Source organism: Streptomyces sp. NPDC088387, from assembly GCF_044753385.1.
Classification (GTDB): domain Bacteria; phylum Actinomycetota; class Actinomycetes; order Streptomycetales; family Streptomycetaceae; genus Streptomyces.
Map to the genome: position 1 here is coordinate 668107 of NZ_JBIVNC010000001.1, position 18926 is coordinate 687032.

Below are 18926 nucleotides of genomic sequence, written 5' to 3' on the forward strand. Positions count from 1 at the left end.
GGGAACTGCGCGACCAGCCACGATCAACCCGCACCTACACACCTACCGAACGCCCCCCGGCGCCTGGTGGCTCTGGTCCCTCGCTCTGGGCACCGCCGCAACCCGCACCACCAACCCCCTCCTCCTCACCCTCCTCATCACCGTCTCGGCGTACGTCGTCGCGGCCCGCCGCCCCCACGCCCCCTGGGCCCGCTCCTACGGCGCGTTCGTCAAGCTGGCCCTCGCCGTCCTCGCCATCCGCCTCTTCTTCGCGGTAGCGCTCGGCTCCCCCATCCCCGGCACCCACGTCCTCCTGACGCTCCCCGAAGTCCCCCTCCCCGACTGGGCGCAGGGCATCCGCCTGGGCGGCCGGGTCACCGCCGAGGGCCTGCTGTTCGCGCTCTACGACGGCCTGAAGCTGGCCACGCTCCTGATCTGCGTGGGCGCGGCGAACGCCCTCGCGAACCCGTCCCGGCTGCTCAAGTCCCTCCCGGGTGCGCTCTACGAGATCGGCGTCGCGGTCGTCGTCGCCCTCACCTTCGCGCCGAACCTGATCGCCGACGTCCAGCGCCTGCGCGCCGCCCGCCGGCTGCGTGGCCGCCCGGACCGCGGGATCCGGGGCCTGCTGCACGTCGGGCTCCCGGTCCTGGAGGGCGCGTTGGAACGCTCGGTCGCCCTCGCCGCCGCGATGGACGCCCGCGGATACGGCCGTACGGCCCAGGTACCGGCCGCGGTCCGCCGTACGACGGCCGCACTCACCCTGACCGGGCTGCTCGGTGTGTGCGCGGGGACGTACGGACTGCTCACCGCGGACGGCGGCACGTACGGGCTGCCCGTGCTGCTCGCCGGGCTGGCGGCGGCGCTGGCCGGGCTGTGGCTCGGCGGCCGGCGCTCGCCGCGCACGCGCTACCGCCCCGACCCATGGAACCTGCGGGCCTGGCTGGTGGCCGGCTCCGGCATCGCGGTGGCGGCGGTGATGATCGTCGCCGCGTCCGCCGACCCGGCGGCCCTGCACCCCGGTGTGGTGCCGCCGACCGTGCCGGAACTCCCGTTGTGGCCGGCCGCGGCGATCCTGCTCGGCCTGCTCCCCGCGTTCGTCACCCCGCCCCCGGAAGCCCCCACAACCACCACGACGGAGCCGTCATGATCCGTTTCGACGATGTCTCCGTCACCTACGCCGGCGCGGCACAACCCGCCGTCCAGGGTGTCGACTTCGAGGTCCCCGAGGGCGAACTCGTGCTGCTCGCGGGCCCGTCGGGTGTCGGCAAGTCCACCGTGCTGGGCGCGGTCTGCGGTCTGGTGCCGCACTTCACGGGCGGCACCCTGCGCGGCCGGGTGACGGTCGCGGGCCGGGACACCCGTACGCACAAGCCGCGTGAACTCGCCGACGTGGTGGGCACGGTGGGCCAGGACCCGCTCTCCCACTTCGTGACGGACACCGTCGAGGACGAACTCGCCTACGGTATGGAGTCGTTGGGGCTGGCCCCGGACGTGATGCGCCGCCGCGTCGAGGAGACCCTCGACCTGCTGGGCCTCGCCGACCTCCGCAACCGGCCCATCGCCACGCTCTCCGGCGGCCAGCAGCAGCGCGTCGCCATCGGTTCCGTCCTCACCCCGCACCCCCGGGTGCTGGTCCTGGACGAACCGACGTCCGCGCTGGACCCGGCGGCGGCCGAGGAGGTCCTCGCCGTCCTCCAGCGGCTCGTCCACGATCTCGGTACGACCGTACTGCTCGCCGAGCACCGCCTGGAGCGGGTCGTCCAGTACGCCGACCAGGTCGTCCTGCTGCCCGCGCCGGGCGCGGCACCGGTCCTCGGTCCGCCCGCCGAGGTGATGGCCGTGTCGCCGGTGTGTCCGCCGGTGGTCGAGCTGGGCCGGCTGGCGGGCTGGTCACCGCTGCCGCTGACCGTCCGGGACGCCCGCCGCCGCGCGGGCGGGCTGCGGGAACGGCTGGAGGGACGGACGCCTGACACCACCGCGCCCACCCCTGAACTCCCCACCTCCCGACGCCTGTTGAAGCGCAGGGCGGCGTCCGCCGACGTACCGTCCGCCCTCGCCGAGGTCCGTGGCCTCGCCGTCCGCCGAGACCGGGTCCCCGCCCTGCGCCACATCGACCTGACGGTGGCCCCCGGCGAGACGGTCGCCCTCATGGGACGCAACGGCGCCGGGAAGTCCACCCTGCTGTCCGCGCTGGTCGGCCTGGTGGCGCCGGCGTCCGGGACGGTCCGCGTCGGCGGGGCCGTACCGCACAGGACGTCGCCGCGTGAGCTCGTACGCCGCGTGGGTCTCGTACCGCAGGAACCACGCGATCTGCTGTACGCCGACACCGTCACCGGCGAGTGCGCGGCGGCCGACCGGGACGCGGGCGCGGCGGCCGGCACCTGCCGCGCACTGGTCTCCGAGCTGCTGCCCGGCGTCACGGACGACATCCACCCGCGTGACCTCTCCGAGGGCCAGCGACTGGCGCTCGCCCTGGCGGTGGTGCTCACCGCCCGGCCACCCCTGCTGCTCCTCGACGAGCCGACGCGCGGCCTGGACTACGCGGCGAAGGCCCGGCTGGTCGCCCACCTGCGGGCGCTGGCCGCCGAGGGGCACGCGATCGTGCTGGCCACGCACGATGTGGAGCTGGCGGCCGAGCTGGCGCACCGGGTGGTGCTGCTCGCGGAAGGAGAGGTGATCGCCGACGGACCGACGGCGGAGGTCGTGGTGTCGTCGCCGTCCTTCGCGCCACAGGTCAGCAAGATCCTCGCGCCGGGGCCCTGGCTCACGGTGGCGCAGGTCGCGGGGGCCCTGGCATGACACAGGGGAGCTCCGGTACGACGGCGACAGTGACCCCGCAGGCTCGTGCCGTGCGCCTCGGCCCGCGTTCCGTCGCCGCCCTGGTGCTGGTCGGCGCGGTGGGGGTGGCCGCCTTCGGATGGCCGTTCCTCGCACCGCCCGGCTCGCAGGTCACCGCGCACGCGCAGGACGCGCCCTGGCTGTTCGCGGGGCTGCTGGTACTGCTGGTCGCGGTGGTGGCGGCGACGATCTCGGAGTCCGGCCTCGGCCCGAAGGCGGTGGCGATGCTGGGGGTGCTGGCCGCGACGGGCGCCGCGCTGCGGCCGATCGGGGCGGGCACGGCCGGGCTTGAGCCGATGTTCTTCCTGATGGTGCTGAGCGGACGGGTGCTGGGCCCCGGCTTCGGGTTTGTGCTCGGCTCGGTGACGATGTTCGCGTCCGCGCTGCTCACGGGCGGGGTGGGGCCGTGGATGCCGTTCCAGATGCTGGCGATGGGCTGGTTCGCGATGGGCGCGGGGCTGCTGCCGGGGGCGGACCGGCTGCGTGGGCGCGGAGAGCTGCTGGTCCTCGCCGGGTACGGGTTCGTGGCCGCTTTCGCATACGGCACGATCATGAATATGGCGGGCTGGCCGTTCATGGACGAGAACAGCACGCGGATCGCGTTCGACGCGGACGCGGCGGTGCCGGTGAACCTGGCCCGGTTCGTCGCCTACTGTCTGGCGACCTCGCTCGGGTGGGACCTGGGGCGGGCGCTGATCACGGTGGTGCTGACGGTCGCACTCGGTCCGGCGGTCCTGAAGGCGCTGCGGCGGGCGACGCGGAGGGCGGCTTTCGAGACGCCGGTCACGTTCGACGGTCCCGGTGGACCGGCTGACCCGACCACTGGGTGAGACGGTGGGCGCCGGTGGGTGAGGTGCCGTGCGCCGATCGTTACATGAGCCGTGAAGCACCCCACATGACCCATGTCACCAACGATTCACCTTAGTAGGACATTTCGATTGTCATGCGCACGCTCTTGTGTGGCCTGACCTGCGCTTTGAGAGTCACATCACACAAGGGATGTTCGGCTCGCATGCGACCACAACTAGTAAAAGGGGTCATTGCGGTCGTATCCGGAGCCTGTTTCTCTGGACGACGTCGCAAGGCGCCGACGTGCCCCCCGGGCCTCGGCGCCGACGCATGCCGCCGCCGCGCACCGCGTGGATCCGGTCTGCCGCGGCCGCCCCGTCCCCGAAGAAAAGGTTCACTGTGTCCGCCTCGCTCATCCGCCGTATCGCGTCCCCCAAGAAGGCCGTCACCGCCGTCGCCCTGGCCGCCGCCACCGCGGGCATGGCGTTCACCGCCGTTCCGGCGCACGCCGCGAGCGCCGCCTCGCCGACCGAGGCCAAGGCGATCGCGAAGAAGATGATCCCGAACAACTCGCAGTACAACGCCTTCTCCAAGATCGTCGAGCACGAGAGCGGCTGGGACGTCGACGCGTCGAACTCCTCCTCCGGCGCGTACGGCCTGGTCCAGGCCCTGCCCGGCTCGAAGATGTCCTCGGCGGGATCGGACTGGAAGACCAACGCCGCGACCCAGATCGAGTGGGGTCTCGACTACATGAACGACCGCTACGGCAGCCCCGTCGGCGCCTGGAACTTCTGGCAGGCGAACGGCTGGTACTGAGCCGACCCCGCACGTCCGTGCGGACCGGCGTGAGCCGGACCTGCCACTGCCCGACGTCGCCCGACGACCGGCGGTGAGCCGGACCCGGCAGTCCACCGACGCGAAGGCGGTGAGCCGGACCCAGCAGTCCCCCGACGCGAAGGCGGCGGCCCCATGATCCCCGGGGCCGCCGCCTTCGCCGTACCCGGCCGGCACCGGGGCGGGCCCCGCGCGGCCGTGGTCCACTGATGCCATGAACGCCGAGACGGAGGCTCCGAAGAGCCGGGAAGAACGCGGTCTGCGCCTGACGTACGTCCTGCTCCTCCTGACCGTGAGCAGCGGCATGATCGACGCGATCAGCTTTCTGGGCCTGCACAACGTCTTCACCGCGAACATGACGGGCAACGTCGTGGTCCTCGGTTTCGCCACCGCGGGAGCCTCCGGCTTCTCCGTGTCGCACACGCTGACGTCGATCGGCGCGTTTCTCGTCGGCGCGGTCGGCGGGGGCCGGCTCGCGGGCCGCCTGTCCGGCCCGTCCCGCCGCACCTGGGCCCGCGTGTCCCTCGCCGTGGAGGCGGCGCTGCTCCTCGCCTCGGCCGTGGTCGCCTTCACGATGCCGGACGACTCGGTACGGCCGTACGTCCTGCTCTCGGTGACCGCCCTGGCCATGGGCCTGCGCAATGCCACCGTCCGCTACCTCGGGGTCCCCGGCCTCGCCAGTACCACCGTCGTCACCACGACCCTCACCATGCTGGCCGCCGAGTCCCCGCTCGGCGGCGGCACCGGCGCCCGCGCGGTGGTTCGGGCGGGCGCGGTGGTGGGCCTCTTCAGCGGCGCGCTGCTCGGGGCGTGGCTGGTGCTCGACCACGGGCTGGGGGTGCCACTGCTCGTGGTGGCCGCGCTCGCGGGGACGCTGGCGGTGGTGGCGTCGGGGAAGAACTAGCCCTTGCCGGCCGTGCCGATACCGATGCCGATACCGATGCCGATACCAATGCCGATGCCGGTGCCGGTGCCGGTGCCGGTGCCGATCACGAATCGCACGAGTGCGGTGAGCGAGGATTAACCGTTGAAGGCGCGCTAGCCGGTTGATTCTTGGGGGCGCAGGGTCGCCTCAAGCTCTTGCGGGGCCGCCCTGATGGCGTTCGTAGTGCCGGCGGGTCTTGGCCCGGTTGCCGCACGAGGTCATAGAGCACCACCGACGGCCGCCGTTCTTGCTCGTGTCGTAGAAGTGCAGCACGCAGACGGGGCTGGCGCACTTGCGGATGCGGTCCGGCCCCTCCTCCAGCAGGCGCAGATAGAGCTCGGCACAGCGCCAGGCCGCGAGCCAGCCGGGAGTGTCGGTCTCCACGGCGGTCTCCGGGCCCGTCCGCCCCAGTACCCGGCGGATACGGCCGTGTCCCAGCGTGTCGTTGAGCATCTCGCGCGACAGCTCGGGGTCGCCCCCTTCGCCCGCGACGATCGCGTGCAGGGCGGTCCGGGTGGCCAGCAGGGCGCCGAGGGTCTCCTGGCTGTCCGGCGCGACGTCGACGAGACCGGCGGAGGAGAGCCAGATCGCGAGGCCGCCGGGTCGTTCCAGCAGGTCATGGGTGCCGCCGTCGTCGATCCAGCGGGTGTTGAGCAGGTCGAGCGGCAGGGGCTCCCCGAGCAGGGGGCGGGGGTCCGCTTCCGGGGCGTGGACGAGGGAGGCGCTCATGCGGTGCGCCCTTTCATCTCGGGTTCATGTCGGGGGCGATGCCATCACACCACCGAATTCTAACCGGCTAAGAAATTTTCAGCGGTTGCATGCGCAGCCGTCAACCATTAATGTCCATTTCACCGGTTATACCGAGCGCTCGCTCGCGTCACATCGCTGCCCCTCCGCACCCACCTCGCTGCCCCTCCGCATCCACCGAAAGGGACCTTCATGACCACCGCCTTCGCCCCCGCCACGGTCCGGACGGGCCGCGTCGGCCTCAGCGTCACCGACCTGGACCGGTCGCTGCCGTTCTACGCGCAGGTCTTCGGCTTCGAGACCCTCGCCGAGGGCAAGGACGAGAGCCGCCGCTGGGCGTTCCTCGGTCGCGGCGACGAGATCGTCGTGACCCTGTGGCAGCAGAGCGGGGGCGGGTTCGCCACCGGGACCGCCGGTCTGCACCACCTCTCCTTCCAGGTGGACTCCCTGGACGAGATCGCCGCGGTCCAGTCGCTGCTGCGGGAACTGGGCACGGAGTTCGTCCACGAAGGCGTGGTGGCACACGGCGAGGGCGCCGGTTCGGGCGGCATCTTCTTCAACGACCCCGACGGCATCCGCCTGGAGCTGTTCGTGGCCTCCGGCGTGGCAGGCTCCCCGGCCCCGTCCGGCTCCGAGCCGACCTGCGGCTTCTTCTAGGAGTCCCGGGCAGCGCACCACAAAGGGCGCGGGAGCGCACCGCAAAGGGCGCGGGAGCGCCCCGAAACACCCCGGCACCGCCCCGGCACGACTTCGACGACACCCGAGGAGGAGACATGGATCCCTACCATCACGGCGAACTGGCCGTGCAGAAGAGGGCGGGCCTGGCGGCGTCCGCCCGGGCGGTCTCCGCCGCCATCATGACCGAGGTCCCCGACGTGGCCGCGGAGTTCCTCGCCGCTCAGCCGATGCTCGTGGTCGGCGCGGCCGACCACGAGGGAGCGGTGTGGTCGTCGCTGCTGACGGGCGAGCCGGGATTCATCACCGTCGACGGACCGTCGTCCCTCGACATCGCCGCCGCCCCCTCCCCCGGCGACCCGCTCCACGCCACCCTCACCGGCCGGACCCGCCTCGGCATGATCGCCGTGGAGCCCGGCACCCGGCGGCGCATGCGTATGAACGGCACCGCCCGCCCCCACGGGCACGGTCTGGCGGTCGAGTTGGAGCAGATCTACGCCAACTGCCCGAAGTACATCCAGAAGCGGGTGCCCGAACGGCGGCCCGTCACCCCCGGTGTCCCACGCCGCGGCCACGCGCTCACCGCACAAGACATCGTGCTGGTCGAAGGGACGGACACCTTCTTCGTCGCCACGGCGGACCAGGACGGCAACGCCGACGCCTCCCACCGCGGCGGCAATCCCGGATTCCTCCGGGTCCTGGGACCCGACCGGCTGCGCTGGCCCGACTACGTCGGCAACTCGATGTTCAACACCTTCGGCAACCTCGAAGTCAACCCCCGCGCGGGCCTGCTGGTCCCCGACTGGACCACCGGCACCCTCCTGCACGTCACCGGCACGGCGGTCGTCGACTGGGACCCGGCCCATGCCACGGTTCTCCCCGGAGCGCAGCGCGTCGTCGACTTCACCGTCCGCGAGGTCGTCCGCGTCGACCACGCCTCGCCGCTGCGCTGGAGCGCTCCCCAGTACTCCCGCTTCAATCCCCCGACCGCCCCCGAAGGAACAGGCACATGACCGAGCCCTCCGTCACCGGCCTCGCCGTGATCGTCGACATGGACCTCTGCCAGAGCCACGGCCAGTGTGTGTTCGCGGCGCCCGACGTGTTCGCGTTCGACGAGGACGACGTCCTCGTCCACAAGCCGTCCCCCGATCCCGCCCAGTACCAGCGGGTCGTCGCCGCCGCGGCGGCCTGTCCCGTCCGGGCGATCCGCGTCGAGCACACCACCGGGGCTTCCGCCCCCGGGCGTGCGCACGCGAGATGACCACCCCTCCCCCGCATGTGGTCGTCGTCGGCGCGTCGCTGGCCGGGCTCAACGCGGCGCGGGCGCTCCGGGAGTACGGGCACACCGGTCCCGTCATCCTGATCGGAGCGGAGCCCTACGGCCCGTACGACAGACCGCCGCTGTCCAAGGACTTCCTCACCTCCGACGCCGGCCACCCGGCACTGGCCCTGGCGGACACCTCGGCTCTCGGCCTGACGGAGTCGTACGGTCGCCGGGCGGTCGGTCTGGACGTCGACGGGCGCGCGGTGCACTTGGACGACGGGCGGATCGTCCCGTACGACGGCCTGGTCGTCGCGACCGGCGCCGGCGCCCGCTCCTGGCCGCACCCCCTGCCCGCCGAAGGCGTCCACGCCATCCGCACGCTCGACGACGCCGTGGCCCTGCGGCGCGACCTCGGCGGCGCGCGGCGACGGCTCCTCGTCGCGGGCGGCGGCTTCCTCGGCTGCGAGGTCGCCGCGACGGCACACGAGTCGGGGCACGACGTCCTGCTCGCCTGCCGGGGTCCGGCGCCGCTGCACCGGGCGCTGGGCGAGGACGCGGCCTCGTTCGTGGCCGACCTGCACCGCGCGGCGGGCGTGTCGGTGCTGACCCACGCACCCGTCACCGCGCTGCACGGGCGCGGGCGCGGGCACGGGCGCGTCACCTCCGCCACCCTCGGCGGCGGCACGTCGGGGCCGGAGCGCCGGGTGGGCGCCGACACCGTGCTGCTGGCGCTGGGAGCCACCCCGCACACCGAGTGGCTCGTCGGCTCGGGTCTGCGGCTGGACCGGGGCGGCCTGGTGACCGACGCGTCGGCGCGCGCCCTGGGGGCCGACGGCCGGCCTTGTCCGCGGATCGTCGCCGCCGGGGACGTGACACGGTTCCCCCACCCGCACGCGACGGGACTGCTCGACCTCGGCCACTGGAGCAACGCGGTGGAACAGGCCAGGACCGCGGCGCACGCGCTCCTCAACCCGGATGCCCCGGCAGTCCACCGGCCCGTCGCCTCGTTCTGGTCGACGCAGTTCGGCGTCCGCTTCCGGGCCGTGGGCCTGCCGAGGGAGGCCGACCGGGCGGAGACCCGTGAACTCGACGTGGCGAAAAGGCGTTTGGACATCGCCTACTACCGCGACGACCGGCTCGTCGGGGCGCTCACCGCGAACCGGGCGGCGCGTATCACCCGGTACAGGGAGGAACTCGCCGCGGACCTGGCGGCGGTGGCGGCCGGGGGGCTGGCCGCGGACGGGAATCCGTGACGCCGGCCGCCCGGTGGACCTTTGGCCCGGGGGCCTGTTGGCCTGCTGGTCCGGTGACCCGGTGACCCGGTGACCCGGTGACCTGCTGGCCGGCGGCCCGGTGACCCGGTGACCTGCTGGCCGGCGGCCCGGTGATCCGGTGGCCCGGTGGCCCGGTGGCCCGGTGGCCCGGTCACCTGCTGGTCCGGTGACCCGGTGGCCCGGTGGCCCGGTGGTCCGGTGGTCCGGTGGTCCGGTGACCTGCTGGCCCGGTGGTCCGGTGCTCAGGCCGACGGCGCCGGGAGGCCGTCGGCCCGAGCACCGGGGCGCGGGCCGCTTCAGGACGTACTGACCTGAAGCTCCTTGACCCCGTTGATCCAGGCGGACCGGAGCCGGCGGGGCTCCCCGACGAGCCGCAGCCCCGGCATCGCGTCCGCGATCGCGTTGAAGATCAGCTCGATCTCCAGCACGGCAAGCGACTTGCCCAGGCAGTAGTGCGGTCCGCCCCCACCGAACCCAAGATGCGGATTGGGATCGCGAGTGACGTCGAAGGAGTCGGGCCGTTCGAACACCTCGGGATCGTGGTTGGCGGAGGAGTAGAAGATCCCGACCCGCTCCCCCTTGCGGATGGTCTTCCCACCCAGCTCGGTGTCCTGCGTGGCCGTCCGCTGAAAGGCGACGACGGGCGTGGCCCAGCGCACGATCTCCTCGGCGGCGGTGCCCGGCCGCTCCCGCTTGTAGAGCTCCCACTGCTCGGGGTTGGTCAGGAAGGCGTGCATCCCATGCGTGATGGCGTTGCGCGTGGTCTCGTTCCCGGCGACGGCCAGCATGAGCACAAAGAACCCGAACTCGTCGGAGGCGAGATTCCCCTCGTCCTCGGCGGCGACGAGCGTCGTCACGATGTCCTTGGCAGGACACTGCTTCCGGTCGGCGGCCATGTTCATGGCGTAGGCGAGGATCTCGGTGGCCGACTCGGCGCCGACCTGCTCGGTGATGGCGTACTCGGGATCGTCGTAGGCGATCATCTTGTTGGACCAGTCGAAGATCTTCGAGCGGTCCTCCTGGGGTACGCCGATCAGCTCGGCGATGGCCTGGAGGGGCAGCTCGCAGGCGACCTCGGTGACGAAGTCGAAGGGCCCGGTGTGGCCGCGTGCCCCCTGGACGATGGAGTGGGCGCGGGCGCGGAGCCGTTCCTCCAGCGCGCGGATGGCGCGTGGGGTGAACCCGCGCTGGACGATCTGGCGGACACGGGTGTGCTCGGGCGGATCCATGTTCAGCAGGATGAGCCGCTGTGCGTCGATGGCGTCGCGCTGCATGCGCTCGTTGAACCGGATGATCGCGGTGTTGACCGTGGACGAGAACAACTCGGGGTGCGTGGACACGTACTTGACGTCGGCGTGCCGGGTGACGGCCCAGTAGCCCTCGTCCTGGAATCCGGCCACGTTGCCGCTCTGCGGGATCCAGCGGACCGGCTCGGCCTGCCGCAGTGCGGCGAACTCCGGGAAGGGCACGCGGTGGTGCAGCACATCGGGGTCGGTGAAGTCGAACCCGTCGGGAAGCGCTGGACAGGGCATACGGCAGCTCCAGCCATGTCATCCATCTGACGGCTCATCAGAAGCGAGTTCCCGAGAAGGTAGTAACGGGTTCTACAAGTAGCAATAGCCGTGCGGCGGCGAAATCGCGGTGCGGAGCCGGCATGGATCACGCCACCCGGACGGCCGGGGTTACTTCAGGTAGTGCACGCCCCTTGCAGTGACGCGCACCACATCGGCAGACTGCCAGGGATGAACTAGAACACGTACTAGTTCTTCCTTGTTCTGCGTGGCGGGCGGGCCGGGACTCCCGCGCCGCGCGGGTATCCGGAGGAGAGGACCATCCCCCATGGCCGCCGAACCCGTGATAGTCGAAGCCGTACGTACGCCGATTGGCCGGCGCGGAGGCGCACTGGCCAATCTGCACCCCGCCTACCTCCTTGGCGAGACCTACCGCGAACTCCTGGGCCGCACGGGCATCCCCGCCGACTGCGTCGAGCAGGTCGTCGGCGGTACGGTCACCCACGCCGGCGAGCAGTCGATGAACCCCGCGCGCACGGCCTGGCTGACGATGGGCCTGCCGTACGAGACGGCGGCGACGACCGTCGACTGCCAGTGCGGGTCCTCGCAGCAGGCGTCGCACATGACCGCCAACCTGATCGCGGCGGGCGTCATCGACGTCGGCATCAGCTGCGGCGTGGAGTCGATGTCCCGGGTGCCGCTGGGCTCGGGCTCGAAGCACGGCCCGGGAAAGCCGTTCCCCGACGAGGCGAACGTGGACCTGCCGAACCAGTTCGAGGCGGCGGAACGCATCGCGCGGCTGCGCGGCCTGACGCGCGAGAACGTGGACGCCCTGGGCCTGCTCTCCCAGACCCGGGCCGCGACGGCCTGGTCGGAGGAGCGCTTCAAGCGGGAGACGTTCGCGGTGCAGGTCCCGACGACGGAGGAGGAACAGTCGGCGGGCCAGGGCATGTGGCGCCTGGTGGACCGGGACGAGGGCCTGCGGGACACGTCCCTGGAGGCGCTGTCCCGCCTGAAGCCGGTGATGCCGACGGCGATCCACACGGCCGGCAACTCCTCACAGATCAGCGACGGCGCGGCGGCCATCATGTGGGCGTCGAAACGGATGGCACGCGCGCTGAAGCTGCGCCCGAGGGCGCGGATCGTCGCGCAGGCGCTCGTCGGAGCCGACCCGCACTTCCACCTGGACGGCCCGATCGACGCGACACGCGCGGTACTCGGCAAGGCGGGCATGTCCCTGAAGGACATCGACGTGGTCGAGATCAACGAGGCGTTCGCGTCAGTGGTGTTGAGCTGGACCCAGGTCTTCGACCAGGACCTCCAGAAAGTCAACGTCAACGGCGGCGGAATCGCCCTGGGCCACCCGGTGGGAGCGACGGGGGCCCGCCTGATCACCACGGCCCTCCATGAACTGGAGCGGGTGGACAAGGAGTTCGCGCTGGTGACTATGTGTGCGGGGGGTGGGTTGGCCACGGGGACGATTATTCAGCGGCTGTAGGGAGTGGCGGGGTGGCGCGGTCCGCCGGGTGTGGGCAATGCTCCCGACGATGAACACGTCGAGGTTCACGTGGGCGCGCCGTGCGCTGTGCCGGTTCGCGATGCACGCGTACCACCTGGTCACGCCGGAGGAGCTGGGCCACCCCACCGACCCGTGCGCGGCGGAGTGGCGCTGCGCGCACTGCGACCGGTTGTGGGGCGCCGAACAGCAGCACGCGTACGGGCACTACGTGCGGCGCGACGACCCCTGTCTCCAGGTGGCGACCTGCGAACGCTGCGGCGACGAGAAGAGCCTGCCCGCGCACGCCCACCGCCGGGTGGCGGTCAACACCATCCCCCGGTCGGAACACCCCGTCGAGGTCACCGTCCACCACAAGGTCCACGGCGCCAGTCACTGCGACTACCTGTGGATCTGCAAGGAGTGCGGCCACATCGACGGCCACGTACGCGTCGAACACGACTGGGACAAACCAAGATGGGGCACGTGCCGACTGTGCCGGGAGAAGTGGACGGACGATGGCGAGTGACAACCCTGACTTCAGGGACTCACCGGGACTCACCGGGACTCACCGGGACTCACCGGGGATGATCCCCGCGCCTCCGGCAGTACACCTCGGCACGCCCCCGCGTCACGGTCCGCTCAGTCCCCGTCCAGCCCGTCCCTGACCAGCACCCGGGCCACGTCGGCCCGCGCGCCGGACAGTTCGACACCGATACGCGCTCCCCGATCGCCGTCGACGCCCAAGGACGCGGGAAGGGACGCCGTCTCCAGCAGATGACGGCGACGCAGATGGGTCGGCGGATGCGTAGCATCAACACTGTGGCCGCGCCGCTCACCCACGCGACGCCGGCGCTCGTACTCGAAGTCGGGGATCTCCCCCATGCTGGACGCGAGTTCGTCCCACAGCCCGTTCCCCGCGTCCCGCGCCTTCGGCCGCCCGGGACCGCCCATCCGACGGCTGTTGATCTCGCGCCGCAGGGAGATCTCGACGGACTCGATCACAAGAAGCCGATCAAGCAGGCCAACCGCCGCGTCGGTGGACGCCACCCGGGCAGCAGCACGGTCGGCAAGGTACTCGCCCCGCTGTGAGGCCCGCACGGACAGCAGATCAAGTACCGAGAGCAACCCGCTCGTCAGAAGCCGGAACGGAACGATCGCGAGGTTGGTGAGCATCTGTAGCCAGCCGACGGCATCGTTGATCGGGCTGAAGTAGTGATGCCACGTGGCCAACGTCCGGTACGCGGACGTGACGACGAGTCCGTGCCGGGTGTCTCCGTTGACGAAGTGCGCCAGCTCATGGCCGAGCAGAGCGATCCGCTCGCGCGGAGCGAGCACCTCCCACAGAGGCAACCCCACCACCAGCATCCGCCGCCGCAGGCCCAGCACACTCACACCGGCGTTGATCTCGCCGTTGACCACCACGACGTCGACACCACGCGTGCCCACGACCCGTCCGACCTCGTCGATGAGGGCGTACAACTCCGGCGCCTCGTCCCGGCGGAGCACCACGCCGTCCTCGGGCATCCGCACGAGCCGCGGCCGAAGGGACCACGCGAACGCCAGCAGCACCAGCCCGGCCGTGATGCCGAACCCGCCGCCCACACCGGCGAGAAGCCAGACCCCGCACACGGCAAGCACCAGGGTCACGCTGTGCACTGCGAGCGCCAGCGCGTACGCCAACACACCGAAGACATCGCGCCCTTGGCCGTCGCCGTCCTGCGAGGTCAATGAGTGGAGCAACCTCTCACCGTGCCGCGTGGCAAGCCGGCGCCGCATCCGCTCCAGCCGGCCCACGCGCTCCTCGGGAGGCTCCGGATCCACGTTCCACTCACAACTGCCACACCACGCGGTGAACCGCCTGTCCGCCCGGATCTCGGCCCCGCACTCCGGACAGCCCCGAAGCACCTGATCCCCCACAGCACGCACCCGCGCACCCTCCCCATCCCCTGGCCCCCTCCCCAGGGGCCCTGTGTTCATGACAGGCAGAGCTGATCACGACGACGCCCGGAGCGCAAAACGCGCCGGCTCAGCCGTCTGTGCATCCACATTTCCTCTTGATGCAGCACAAGTTGCCTGTTGGTGTGCGTCTGGTGGGGTTCGTCGCGGGTTTGTGCCGGGCCGGAACTAATCTGGCCCCGCCTTCAGTACTCCCGCCCCCTCAGAACAGGACTGCGGAACCTATGGCTTCTGACGCCCTCCATGGCCTCTTCGTCGCCCTGACGGGCCAGGCCGTGCCTGACGCGCGGCAGTTACGGAACCCCGGCCCGGGCCCGGCGGCGTACGCCGAGGCCCCGGCCGACCATGTCGTCTACGCGCACCGGATGCTGGTCACGCAGCTGGTCGCCTTCGTGTGGGAATGGTCGCTCACGCTGGTCACGGCGGTGTTCGACCCCGCCCGCGCACTGCTCCGGCAGGCCTATCTGCGGGCGCTGTACCGGATGATCCTCACCAGCTCGGCACTCTGGCTGACGGCCTAGCGTCCCCGGCCCGAGTCCTCCAGCACAGGTTCTCGTTCCGGCTTCTCCGCGACACCCGTCACCACACGGGCCCGGGGGCCCTGGAACACGTAGGCCAGGCCGAATCCCGCGCCCACAACCACCGCTCCGCCCACCGCGTCCAGTACCCAGTGGTTGCCGGTCGCCACGATGGCCGAGACGGTGAACAGCGGGTGCAGCAGCCCCAGTGCCTTCATCCACCACTTCGGCGCGACGATCGCGATGACCAGACCGCACCACAGGGACCAGCCGAAGTGCAGTGACGGCATGGCCGCGTACTGGTTCGTGAGGGACGTCAGCGTGCCGTAGTCCGGCTTGGTGAAGTCCTGGACGCCGTGGACCGTGTCGATGATGCCGAGGTTCGGCATCAGACGCGGCGGCGCCAGCGGGTAGAGCCAGAAGCCGACCAGGGCCAGGAGGGTCGTCAGCCCCAGGGACGCGCGGGCCCAGCGGTAGTCGACCGGGCGGCGCCAGTACAGGATCGCCAGCACCGACAGCGGCACCACGAAGTGGAACGACGTGTAGTAGAAGTCGAAGAAGCCGCGCAGCCAGTCCACCTTGACCACGGCGTGGTTGATCGCGTGCTCGATGTCGATGTGCAGGAGACGTTCGAGGTCCAGGATCTGCCGGCCGTGCTCCTCCGCACGCACCCGCCCGCTCGTCATGCCGTCGCCGCTCGCCGCGAGTCTGACCTTCTGGTAGGCCGCGTACGTGACCCGGATGAGCAGGAGTTCCAGGAGGAGGTTCGGGCGGGACAGGACCCTGCGCAGGAACGGCAGCAGCGGGACGCGGGCGAAGCGCGCCGGGACCGGAGGCGCGTAGTCCGTCGGAATCGGGGTGCGGTAGTACTCCGACGTGCGGGACAGGAACGGTACGACCGTCGCCGCCGCGATCGCCGCCAGCAGCACCACGTTGTCCCGCAGCGGATACAGCGCCGCCATGTTCGGCAGCATCATCTTCGCCGGCAGGGTCATGACCAGGATGACGGCGACCGGCCAGACGTAGCGGTCGGAGGCCCGTCTGCCGACCCGGCCGACCACCGCGAGCAGCACCCAGAGCAGCTGGTGCTGCCATGTCGTCGGGGATACGGCGATCGCCGCGCAGCCCGTGATCGCCACCGCGAGCAGCAGCTGGCCGTCGCGGGCGTAGCGCACCGCGCGGCGCAGGCCGACGTAGGCGACGGCCGCGCCCAGCAGCAGGAAGAGGGCGATCTCCAGCGGGCCGCTGAGTCCGAGCCGCAGCAGCAGGCCGTGCAGGGACTGGTTGGCGAGGTCGTTGGCCGCGCCGCCGAGGCCGGTGCCCGCCATGTGGTGCACCCAGTAGGTGTACGAGTCGTGCGGCATCGCCGCCCACGCGAGCGCGGTCGTCGCGGCGAAGGTGACACCGGTGGACGCGGCGGCCCGCTTGCGGCCCGTGAACCACAGCAGCGCCACGAACAGCAGGACCGTCGGCTGGAGCGCGGCCGCGACGCCGATCAGCACACCGCTCGCCCGCTGGCCCCGTACGGCGAAGCAGCCGAGCAGGACCAGGAGGACCGGGATGATGCTGGTCTGGCCGAGCCAGAGCGTGTTGCGCACCGGCAGCGACAGCATCAGCAGGCAGATCGCGATCGGCGCGGCGAACAGGGACGTACGGCGGCTGATCGGCTGGGGCAGGGCACGCGCGGCGACCAGGCCGAGCGCGACGACCAGCAGCAGGGTGCCGAAGGTCCAGCCCCAGCCGAGGGCCTGTTCGGCCGCACGGGTGAGGGGCTTGAGCACAAGCCCGCCGAAGGGTGTGCCGGTGAAGCGGGTCGTGTCGTACAGGGAGCCCTCGACGTGCAGCACACCGTTGGGGCCGACCCAGGTCTCCAGGTCGGTCAGGCGCTCACCGCGCGGGGTGCTGAGGACAACGGCCATCTGCCGGACGGCGAGGATCGCGACCACCAGCCACAGCCCCAGACGCGCGGCACGCACCCGCGCCCTGGCCGTGCCGGCGGCCGTCGCTCCGAACGCTTCCGCCGGTCGCCCGCTGTGTTCCGCATTCGCCACGCCTCGTCGGCCTCCCGCCCCGTCCGCCCCACGCGTCCCTTGCGTGAGGTCCCTTCGCGAACCATGAGAGGCCCGCACCGCCCCCGGAGAGAGACGCAGGCTACCCCCGATTCACCTGACGTCCGCTCTTCTTTTGTCCGGATGACGATACTGGCGTCGGGGTTCGCTTGCCTCCGCGGGGAGCGATGCGGATCACACTCGGACGCGACAAGGATCACAGTTCGTCCCGCGATCGCCTGATGGGGGTCGGTCCGACGGTGCAGCGCACACCGTAGTTGTACACGGCATGTATGTGGTTTTTCACCCCACGTGATGCCCGTCGGCTCACCTATGGTCACTTTTCGGCCCGTGTCCGGACGCCTTCCGGCCACCCGCTCCGGCCCAGTCCCGTCCCCGTCCCCGTCCCTGTCCCCGTCCCTGTCCCCGCGGGTCTCCGCGTCCCTGTCCCCGTCGAAAGGTAGGCGAGCGAAGTTTTGCCGGCCGCCCCAGCCAACCCCCTCCTGTCCCCCGCCGCCAGGCCGACCCCCACGGCCCAGCCCGCCCTCGGTCCCGATGCCAACGCCACCGTCACCGTCACCGACCCCGCCCTCGTCAAGCGCGCCGTCCGCGCCGCCGCGCTCGGCAACGCGATGGAGTGGTTCGACTTCGGCGTGTACAGCTACATCGCGGTCACCCTGGGCAAGGTCTTCTTCCCGTCCGGCAACCCGACCGCGCAGTTGCTGAGCACGTTCGGCGCGTTCGCCGCCGCGTTCCTGGTCCGCCCGCTCGGCGGCATGGTCTTCGGCCCGCTCGGCGACCGGGTCGGCCGGCAGAAGGTCCTCGCCGTCACCATGATCATGATGGCCGCCGGCACCTTCGCCATCGGCCTCATTCCGTCGTACGCCACCCTCGGCGTCGGCGCCCCGATCCTGCTGCTGGCCGCACGGCTCGTGCAGGGCTTCTCCACCGGCGGCGAGTACGCGGGCGCGTCCACCTTCATCGCCGAGTACGCCCCCGACAGGCGGCGCGGGTTCCTCGGCAGCTGGCTCGAGTTCGGCACGCTGGCCGGTTACGTCGCCGGCGCGGGCCTGGTCACGCTGATGACCGCCCTGCTGTCGAGCGACGACCTGCTGTCCTGGGGCTGGCGGATCCCGTTCCTGATCGCGGGCCCGATGGGCATCGTCGGGCTGTATCTGCGGATGCGGCTCGAAGAGACCCCGGCGTTCGCCGCCGAGGTCGAGAAGGCGGAGGCAGACCGCCCCAGGGTGCCGCTGCGCGAGATGGTCACCGGGCAGTGGCGCGCGCTGCTGCTCTGCGTGGGCCTGGTGCTGGTCTTCAACGTCACCGACTACATGCTGCTGTCGTACCTGCCCAGCTATCTGACCAGCGAGCTGAAGTACGACGAGACGCACGGTCTGCTGGTCGTCCTCGGTGTGATGGTGCTGATGATGGCCGTCCAGCCGTTCGCCGGGATGCTCTCCGACCGTGTCGGCCGCCGTCCGGTGATCGCCGTCGGCTGCGCGGGCTTCCTGCTGCTGTCCGTACCGGCGCTGCTGCTGATCCGCGAGGGCAGTCTGCTCGCGGTCGCCCTCGGCACCGGCGCGCTCGGTCTGCTGCTGGTGTGCTTCACCTCCGCGATGCCGTCCGCGCTCCCGGCGCTGTTCCCGACCCGGGTGCGCTACGGCTCCCTGTCCATCGGCTTCAACGTCTCGGTGTCCCTCTTCGGCGGGACGACCCCGCTGGTGGTGACCGCGCTGATCGGCGCCACCGGGAACATGATGATGCCCGCCTACTACATGATGGCCGCGGCCGTGATCGGCGGTGTCGCCGTGTGGTTCATGAAGGAGTCGGCGGGACGGCCCCTGCCGGGATCCGCACCGGCGGTCGAACCCCGGGCCTGACCGGCCGTCGAGCTTGAGGCCTGCCCTCCCCCGTGCCTGACCGCCGACCTGCCCCTCCGACCTGCCCCCCGGCGTAACCTCCGGCCCGGCGACCGGCGACCGGCGACCGGCGACCGGCGACCGGCGACCGGCGACCGGCGACCGGCGACCGGCGACCGGCGACCGGCGACCGGCGACCGGCGACCGG

17 protein-coding genes are annotated in these 18926 nt (G+C 71.6%); 13 read left to right on the plus strand and 4 right to left on the minus strand.

Features of this window, described 5'->3' with window-relative positions:
- The first annotated feature begins 22 nt into the window (after window positions 1-22).
- From ACIQAC_RS03070 to ACIQAC_RS03090, 5 genes are all read left to right on the plus strand, one after another.
- Window positions 23-1126 (plus strand): CbiQ family ECF transporter T component, encoded by a 1104-nt coding sequence (locus ACIQAC_RS03070; protein ID WP_402186950.1) that lies wholly within the window; start codon window positions 23-25, stop codon window positions 1124-1126.
- Window positions 1123-2778: an ABC transporter ATP-binding protein gene (locus ACIQAC_RS03075; RefSeq protein ID WP_402186407.1), complete on the plus strand. Its 1656-nt coding sequence runs from the start codon at window positions 1123-1125 to the stop codon at window positions 2776-2778. The genes ACIQAC_RS03070 and ACIQAC_RS03075 overlap by 4 nt, the downstream gene beginning before the upstream one ends.
- Window positions 2775-3647 carry an ECF transporter S component gene (locus tag ACIQAC_RS03080; protein WP_402186409.1) on the plus strand — a complete coding sequence of 291 codons (873 nt, stop codon included), beginning with the start codon at window positions 2775-2777 and terminating at the stop codon, window positions 3645-3647. The genes ACIQAC_RS03075 and ACIQAC_RS03080 overlap by 4 nt, the downstream gene beginning before the upstream one ends.
- A 358-nt stretch (window positions 3648-4005) precedes the next feature.
- On the plus strand, window positions 4006-4422 hold the full coding sequence (locus ACIQAC_RS03085; protein ID WP_402186410.1) for a transglycosylase SLT domain-containing protein: 417 nt from the start codon (window positions 4006-4008) through the stop codon (window positions 4420-4422).
- A gap of 232 nt (window positions 4423-4654) precedes the next feature.
- Window positions 4655-5344, plus strand: a complete 690-nt coding sequence (locus tag ACIQAC_RS03090) for a YoaK family protein (RefSeq protein WP_402186412.1) — start codon at window positions 4655-4657, stop codon at window positions 5342-5344.
- Window positions 5345-5512: 168 nt separating this feature from the next.
- Here the strand turns inward: ACIQAC_RS03090 and ACIQAC_RS03095 are convergent, their stop codons facing one another.
- Window positions 5513-6094: a CGNR zinc finger domain-containing protein gene (locus tag ACIQAC_RS03095; protein ID WP_402186413.1), complete on the minus strand. Its 582-nt coding sequence runs from the start codon at window positions 6092-6094 to the stop codon at window positions 5513-5515.
- A 210-nt stretch (window positions 6095-6304) separates the two neighbouring features.
- Here ACIQAC_RS03095 and ACIQAC_RS03100 point away from each other — a divergent pair, with 210 nt between their 5' ends.
- From ACIQAC_RS03100 to ACIQAC_RS03115, 4 genes are all read left to right on the plus strand, one after another.
- Window positions 6305-6769 carry a VOC family protein gene (locus tag ACIQAC_RS03100; RefSeq protein WP_402186415.1) on the plus strand — a complete coding sequence of 155 codons (465 nt, stop codon included), beginning with the start codon at window positions 6305-6307 and terminating at the stop codon, window positions 6767-6769.
- Window positions 6770-6885: 116 nt separating this feature from the next.
- Window positions 6886-7800, plus strand: a complete 915-nt coding sequence (locus tag ACIQAC_RS03105) for a pyridoxamine 5'-phosphate oxidase family protein (RefSeq protein ID WP_402186417.1) — start codon at window positions 6886-6888, stop codon at window positions 7798-7800.
- The gene (locus tag ACIQAC_RS03110) at window positions 7797-8048 is read left to right on the plus strand and encodes a ferredoxin (RefSeq protein WP_402186418.1); all 252 of its coding nucleotides are present in this window, start codon (window positions 7797-7799) and stop codon (window positions 8046-8048) included. Before ACIQAC_RS03105 ends, ACIQAC_RS03110 begins: the two co-directional genes overlap by 4 nt.
- Complete coding sequence (locus ACIQAC_RS03115; protein ID WP_402186419.1) at window positions 8045-9304, plus strand: NAD(P)/FAD-dependent oxidoreductase; 1260 nt, start codon at window positions 8045-8047, stop codon at window positions 9302-9304. Before ACIQAC_RS03110 ends, ACIQAC_RS03115 begins: the two co-directional genes overlap by 4 nt.
- 317 nt (window positions 9305-9621) lie before the next feature.
- On the opposite strand, the gene ACIQAC_RS03120 is transcribed toward ACIQAC_RS03115, so the two are convergent.
- Window positions 9622-10857 (minus strand): cytochrome P450, encoded by a 1236-nt coding sequence (locus ACIQAC_RS03120; protein ID WP_402186420.1) that lies wholly within the window; start codon window positions 10855-10857, stop codon window positions 9622-9624.
- A gap of 307 nt (window positions 10858-11164) precedes the next feature.
- On the opposite strand from ACIQAC_RS03120, the gene ACIQAC_RS03125 reads away from it, so the two are divergent.
- The gene (locus ACIQAC_RS03125; protein WP_402186421.1) at window positions 11165-12334 is read left to right on the plus strand and encodes a steroid 3-ketoacyl-CoA thiolase; all 1170 of its coding nucleotides are present in this window, start codon (window positions 11165-11167) and stop codon (window positions 12332-12334) included.
- A gap of 49 nt (window positions 12335-12383) precedes the next feature.
- Window positions 12384-12860 carry a hypothetical protein gene (locus ACIQAC_RS03130; RefSeq protein ID WP_402186422.1) on the plus strand — a complete coding sequence of 159 codons (477 nt, stop codon included), beginning with the start codon at window positions 12384-12386 and terminating at the stop codon, window positions 12858-12860.
- A 113-nt stretch (window positions 12861-12973) separates the two neighbouring features.
- On the opposite strand, the gene ACIQAC_RS03135 is transcribed toward ACIQAC_RS03130, so the two are convergent.
- Window positions 12974-14074 (minus strand): M48 family metallopeptidase, encoded by a 1101-nt coding sequence (locus tag ACIQAC_RS03135; protein WP_402186423.1) that lies wholly within the window; start codon window positions 14072-14074, stop codon window positions 12974-12976.
- Window positions 14075-14514: 440 nt separating this feature from the next.
- Here ACIQAC_RS03135 and ACIQAC_RS03140 point away from each other — a divergent pair, with 440 nt between their 5' ends.
- Window positions 14515-14811 (plus strand): hypothetical protein, encoded by a 297-nt coding sequence (locus tag ACIQAC_RS03140; RefSeq protein ID WP_402186424.1) that lies wholly within the window; start codon window positions 14515-14517, stop codon window positions 14809-14811.
- Here ACIQAC_RS03140 and ACIQAC_RS03145 read toward each other — a convergent pair.
- On the minus strand, window positions 14808-16859 hold the full coding sequence (locus ACIQAC_RS03145) for a bifunctional glycosyltransferase 87/phosphatase PAP2 family protein (RefSeq protein ID WP_402186426.1): 2052 nt from the start codon (window positions 16857-16859) through the stop codon (window positions 14808-14810). The genes ACIQAC_RS03140 and ACIQAC_RS03145 overlap by 4 nt on opposite strands.
- A gap of 473 nt (window positions 16860-17332) precedes the next feature.
- Here ACIQAC_RS03145 and proP point away from each other — a divergent pair, with 473 nt between their 5' ends.
- Entirely contained in the window at window positions 17333-18739 is a 1407-nt protein-coding gene (gene proP, locus ACIQAC_RS03150; RefSeq protein ID WP_402186427.1) for a glycine betaine/L-proline transporter ProP, read from the plus strand.
- Window positions 18740-18926: the final 187 nt, after the last annotated feature.

Bases quoted from the DNA above. Each gene is read 5' to 3' on its own strand.
- ACIQAC_RS03140 (WP_402186424.1), top strand. From the start codon at position 14,515: ATGGCTTCTGACGCCCTCCATGGCCTCTTCGTCGCCCTGACGGGCCAG.
- ACIQAC_RS03075 (WP_402186407.1), top strand. From the start codon at position 1,123: ATGATCCGTTTCGACGATGTCTCCGTCACCTACGCCGGCGCGGCACAA.
- ACIQAC_RS03080 (WP_402186409.1), top strand. From the start codon at position 2,775: ATGACACAGGGGAGCTCCGGTACGACGGCGACAGTGACCCCGCAGGCT.
- ACIQAC_RS03110 (WP_402186418.1), top strand. From the start codon at position 7,797: ATGACCGAGCCCTCCGTCACCGGCCTCGCCGTGATCGTCGACATGGAC.
- ACIQAC_RS03105 (WP_402186417.1), top strand. From the start codon at position 6,886: ATGGATCCCTACCATCACGGCGAACTGGCCGTGCAGAAGAGGGCGGGC.
- ACIQAC_RS03090 (WP_402186412.1), top strand. From the start codon at position 4,655: ATGAACGCCGAGACGGAGGCTCCGAAGAGCCGGGAAGAACGCGGTCTG.
- ACIQAC_RS03100 (WP_402186415.1), top strand. From the start codon at position 6,305: ATGACCACCGCCTTCGCCCCCGCCACGGTCCGGACGGGCCGCGTCGGC.
- ACIQAC_RS03130 (WP_402186422.1), top strand. From the start codon at position 12,384: ATGAACACGTCGAGGTTCACGTGGGCGCGCCGTGCGCTGTGCCGGTTC.
- ACIQAC_RS03125 (WP_402186421.1), top strand. From the start codon at position 11,165: ATGGCCGCCGAACCCGTGATAGTCGAAGCCGTACGTACGCCGATTGGC.
- ACIQAC_RS03095 (WP_402186413.1), bottom strand. From the start codon at position 6,094: ATGAGCGCCTCCCTCGTCCACGCCCCGGAAGCGGACCCCCGCCCCCTG.
- ACIQAC_RS03115 (WP_402186419.1), top strand. From the start codon at position 8,045: ATGACCACCCCTCCCCCGCATGTGGTCGTCGTCGGCGCGTCGCTGGCC.
- ACIQAC_RS03120 (WP_402186420.1), bottom strand. From the start codon at position 10,857: ATGCCCTGTCCAGCGCTTCCCGACGGGTTCGACTTCACCGACCCCGAT.